The sequence below is a fragment of the Xanthomonas sp. SHU 308 genome, from assembly GCF_000364645.1.
GTDB classification, from domain to species: Bacteria; Pseudomonadota; Gammaproteobacteria; order Xanthomonadales; family Xanthomonadaceae; genus Xanthomonas_A; species Xanthomonas_A sontii.
On sequence record NZ_AQOK01000735.1, the window covers coordinates 1 to 698 of the forward strand.

The following is a 698-nucleotide window of genomic DNA, read 5'->3' on the forward strand; positions in this document are numbered from 1 at the left end:
GCGCGCCTGGCCGCCGCGCCCGCCGCGCCCGCGCGGGGAGGGCCCGGCGCGGCTGCTGCACGTGGCCAGCCTCAATCCGGTGAAGGACCAGACGACCCTGTTGCACGCACTCGCTGCGCTGGCCCGCGCCGGGGTCGACTTCCGCATCGACCTGGTCGGCGTGGACACCCTCGACGGCGCGATGCAGCGCCTGGTCGCCACCCTGGGCTTGAGCGCGCGCGTGCGCTTCCTCGGCTTCAAGACCCAGCGCGACCTGCGGCCGCTGGTGGAGGCGGCGGATCTGCTGGTGTTGTCGTCGCAGCACGAGGCCGGGCCGCTGGTATTGCTGGAAGCGGCGGTGGCCGGCGTGCCGACCGTGGGCACCGCGGTCGGGCATCTGCAGGAGTGGGCGCCGTCGGCGGCGCTGGCGGTGCCCGTGGGCGACTGGGCCGGGCTGGCCGATGCGCTGCGCCAGGTGCTCAGCGACGACGACCTGCGCCTGCGCCTGGCCTGGGCGGCGCAATGCCGGGCCGTGCGCGAGGACGCCGACTGCAGCGTGCGCGGCTTCACCGCGCTGTACCAGCGCCTGTGCGCACCGCGCAGCACCGATGAGCGGCGCGCGGCGCAGAACGGTTGACGCGCAGCGCGGCGTGCCGGCGCTTCGCCTTTAAGGCGGCCTCGTGTCTTGTCGTGGCAGCGGCTTGCGACGTGCGCCGCCA

The 698-nt window shown here is 75.5% G+C and carries 1 protein-coding gene; it reads left to right on the forward strand.

The window, feature by feature from the left end; all coding sequences use genetic code 11:
• Positions 1-616, forward strand: a 616-nt coding sequence (locus D588_RS25570) for a glycosyltransferase family 4 protein (protein WP_017917194.1), incomplete at its 5' end; no start/stop codon positions are given.
• Positions 617-698: the final 82 nt, after the last annotated feature.